The sequence below is a fragment of the Tumebacillus sp. BK434 genome, from assembly GCF_004340785.1.
Lineage (GTDB): Bacteria > Bacillota > Bacilli > Tumebacillales > Tumebacillaceae > Tumebacillus_A.
In genome coordinates, this window is record NZ_SLXS01000022.1 from 1 (window position 1) to 3,938 (window position 3,938).

General features: G+C 53.9%; 4 protein-coding genes and 1 tRNA gene. 4 read left to right on the forward strand and 1 reads right to left on the reverse strand.

From position 1 onward, the window contains the following. The first annotated feature begins 110 nt into the window (after positions 1-110). Positions 111-197: transfer RNA gene (locus tag EV586_RS20445), tRNA-Leu, on the forward strand. Positions 198-357: 160 nt separating this feature from the next. On the opposite strand, the gene EV586_RS20450 is transcribed toward EV586_RS20445, so the two are convergent. After that, positions 358-615, reverse strand: coding sequence for a hypothetical protein (locus EV586_RS20450; RefSeq protein ID WP_132946910.1), 258 nt, complete (start codon positions 613-615; stop codon positions 358-360). Positions 616-772: 157 nt separating this feature from the next. Between EV586_RS20450 and larE the strand changes: the two genes are divergently transcribed. From larE to larC, 3 genes are read left to right on the forward strand one after another with little or no spacing between them, the layout of a single operon-like run. Next, on the forward strand, positions 773-1,588 hold the full coding sequence (larE, locus tag EV586_RS20455; protein ID WP_132946911.1) for an ATP-dependent sacrificial sulfur transferase LarE: 816 nt from the start codon (positions 773-775) through the stop codon (positions 1,586-1,588). Further along, a complete protein-coding gene (larB, locus tag EV586_RS20460) occupies positions 1,585-2,325 on the forward strand; it encodes a nickel pincer cofactor biosynthesis protein LarB (RefSeq protein WP_132946912.1) in 741 nt (246 codons plus the stop codon). The genes larE and larB overlap by 4 nt, the downstream gene beginning before the upstream one ends. A gap of 4 nt (positions 2,326-2,329) precedes the next feature. Then, positions 2,330-3,658, forward strand: a complete 1,329-nt coding sequence (larC, locus tag EV586_RS20465; protein WP_132946913.1) for a nickel pincer cofactor biosynthesis protein LarC — start codon at positions 2,330-2,332, stop codon at positions 3,656-3,658. Positions 3,659-3,938 lie beyond the last annotated feature (280 nt).

Sequence of the window (3,938 nt, forward strand, 5' to 3'; positions counted from 1 at the left end):
CGCCGCGAGGCGTGCAGCTGACCAGTACTAATCGGTCGAGGGCTTATCCTAAGTATTCTTTGACTCACACTCGCTATTCAGTTTTTGAGGAACACCCCTCAATTGCACATGCGGTCATGGCGGAACTGGCAGACGCGCAAGATTCAGGTTCTTGTGGGGGCAACCCCGTGGAGGTTCAAGTCCTCTTGACCGCACCATAACAGGACTCAGGAAAGACCCGATCTGATACAGATCGGGTCTTTTTTCTTATCTTTGCGAATTCTCAACAACATATGGACGTGAAGAGTTTGGCTACTAAGACCTGGCGCCATCAAAAAAGACCTGATCGTTTCAGATCAGGTCTTTTTTGTGTCTGGCTTATTCTTCATCAAAGTATTTGTAGAAAAGATAGCCTTTTGCCCAATTTTCGCCAATGTTTTGCTCTTGAGCGGCTTGCGTGAACAGGGTGACCAATTTGTCGTCGATCTCATCTGTGTTATAGTTGTGGCGTCGGGTTACTTCACCGTGCAGCTTGTCCAGCTTCGTGAAGATCTGATCCACTTTTTCTTCATCTTCATCGGCGATTTGATCGTATGTATTTTCTAATTCGTATACCGTTTCGCGTTTCAGCATCATGTTTCTTTCACCTCCAGTCTTAGTATGCCCGATGATGCGGCTTCTTGTCGCCTTGTTTTTTGCGAGATTTTCGAATTGAAATCGGGCTCATTGCTTAAATGAAGTAACTTCGCTACAATATTATAGTCTCCAAGTTGAAGAAGGGAAGTGCGGAATCATGGATATGTTGCAGAAGAAACAGAATCTTTATGATATTTTGAGCACGATGGATCAAGTGATCGTCGCGTTTTCTGCAGGGATTGACAGCACTTTTGTGCTGAAGTGTGCGCATGAAGTTCTTGGGGATAAAGTGCTGGCTGTCACAGCAGCCTCCGAGACATTTCCGGAGCGTGAATTGCAAGAAGCGATCGACCTTGCCAAACAATTCGGGGTGCGCCACGAGGTGGTGCAGATCAAAGAGATGGAGAACCCGAATTTCGTCGCCAATAATCCGGACCGCTGCTACCACTGCAAAGCGGGTCTGTACCATACGTTGACCTCGCTGGCGCAAGAGCGCGGGATTCCATACATTTTAGACGGTGCCAACATGGATGACCTCGGCGATTACCGCCCGGGTCGCCAGGCGGCGAAGGAATATGAGATCCGAAGCGTGCTGCAGGAAGCGGAGATCTACAAAGAAGAGCTTCGCGAGATGGCGCGTGAGATGGGCGTGCCGAACTGGGAGAAGCCTTCGTTCGCCTGCCTGTCGTCGCGGATTCCGTACGGTTCGCTGATCACGCTGGATAAAGTCGGCCAGTTGGACCGCGGCGAAGATCGGTTGCGCAAGTTTGGCTTCAAGCAGATCCGCATCCGCCATCACGACAACATTGCGCGGGTGGAAGTGCTCCCGGAGGAACTGATGAAGGCGGTCGAACTGGCCGATCAGATTACGGAGATTTTGAAAGGCGAAGGCTTTACATATGTCACGCTGGATCTGCAAGGATACCGCAGTGGTTCGATGAACGAGCCTTTGAAGGCCAAGACGACCGTATGAAGCTGCAAGACATTTTGACCAAAGTGCAAGCGGGTGAGCTGTCGGTGCAAGAGGCGGAGGCAGCGATCCGCGGGTTTGAAGATATCGGGTTTGGCAAGGTGGACTATGCGCGGGAGTCGCGCACAGGCTATCCGGAAGTGATTTTTGGGCAAGGCAAGACGCCAGAGCAGGTGCAGGCGATTTTTGCCCGGCTGTATGAGAAGCACGGCAAAGTGATGGTCACCCGCGCCGACCGTGCGATGGCTGACCGGGTGATGGAGATCGTGCCGGACGCTGTGTATGACGAGATGTCGCGCCTGCTGACTGTCGGCAGCTGCGAGCGCCGCTTTTCCGGAAAGTTGGCCGTGCTCTCGGCAGGCACGGCCGATCTGCCGGTGGCGGAAGAAGCGGCTCAGACGGCAGAGTGGATGGGGAATGAAGTGGACCGGATCTATGATGTGGGCGTGGCCGGCATCGACCGTCTGCTCGCACAACGCGAGCGGATTCGGGAAGCGAGCGTGGTGATCGTCGTTGCGGGTATGGAAGGTGCGCTTGGCAGCGTGATCGGCGGCCTGGTGCGCCGCCCGGTGATCGCGGTTCCGACGAGTGTCGGCTACGGTGCTCATTTTGGCGGATTGACGCCGTTGCTCTCGATGCTGACGTCGTGCGCAGCGGGTGTGACCGTTGTTAACATCGATAACGGTTTCGGGGCGGCTTTTGCCGCTTCGATGATCCAGCAGGCGATTTTGGAGGGGTAAAGTCATGAGAACGTTGTATTTGGACTGCGTGTCAGGAATCAGCGGTGATATGCTGCTAGCGGCGCTCGTCGATGCGGGCGCCGATCTCGAGTACGTCAAGCGAGAACTGATGAAATTGCCGATCGACGACTTCGACATCTGGGTCGACACGGTGGACAAGCAAGGCATCACCGCGAAAAAACTGCAAATCCGCCTCCCCGAAGCGGGCCACGATCACAGTCATGATCACGGGCATAGTCACGATCATGGGCATAGTCACGATCATGGGCATAGTCATGATCATGGGCATAGTCACGATCATGGGCACAGTCATGATCATGGGCACAGTCATGATCATGGAGATCTGCATACGCACCACCATCATCATGAGCATCGCAAAGCGGCAACAATTCTTGAGATGATCCGGGAGAGCGAATTGCCGGAGCGGGTGAAAGCTCGCAGTCTGGCGATCTTTGAAGTTATCGCTGTAGCGGAGGGGAAGATCCATGGCATCGACCCTTCGGAAGTGCATTTTCATGAAGTTGGCGCGATGGACTCGATTATCGACACGATCGGCATCTGTCTCGCGCTTGAAGACCTTGGTGTAGACCAACTGTTCGCTTCCCCGGTGCCGACCGGCTATGGAAAAATGCGCATGGCGCATGGCCTGTATCCGATTCCGGCACCGGCGACCGCCGAGCTGTTGACCGGCATCCCGATCGCGCGTTCGCATTCGGAAGGCGAATTGACAACACCGACAGGAGCCGGCGTGCTCAAAGCGCTGGTCAGCGAGTTTGGTCCGCTGCAGCATTTCACCGTCGACAAAATCGGGTACGGCGCAGGCACCAAAGAATTTGCCGTGCCGAACGTCATCCGCGTTCTGCTGGGCGATGCGGCTGCTAAAGCGACGACCCGCGAAACGATCCACGTTCTCGAAGCTCAACTCGATGACTGCACAGCCGAAACGCTTGGCTATGTGATGGAACGTTTGTTCGAAGCAGGTGCTCTTGACGTCTACTACACCGGCGTCCAGATGAAGAAAAACCGCCCCGGCACGCTGCTGACCGTCCTCTGCCTTCCGGAAGCCTCCAACCGATTGGAAGAGCTCCTTCTGCTGGAAACCACTACGTTTGGCGTTCGTCAAAGCGTCTGGACCCGACGCATCCTTGATCGTGAGTTCGGCGAAGCGGTAACCCCGTATGGCACTGTGCGGGTGAAGATCGGCAAACTTGGAGGTAACGTCGTACAAATGACGCCTGAGTATGAAGACGTCGCTCGACTTGCGCGGGAAAAGAACGTTCCGTTCCTCGATGTGTACCGTGCGGCATTGAACGATAACAAAAAACCAAGGTAGCAGAACAAGAGCCGCTGACAAGCGGCTTTTTGTTTTTCTATGGCGATATTTGGCGAAAAGCGGAGTTGAGACAGATGTTTGGGCATGATAAGATAACTCTTGTCGCCGCGAGAGACACGCGGTGATGGTAGCCCAGCTAAGAACGCGACGTCCTGTCGCAACGCTGGACAATGAACATCCTGTTCTTGATCCTTGAAAACTAAACGAGTGTTACAGAGATGAGATACGAGTCAAGATACAAGCTTTCTAACTTTTATTGAGAGTTTGATCCTGGCTCAGG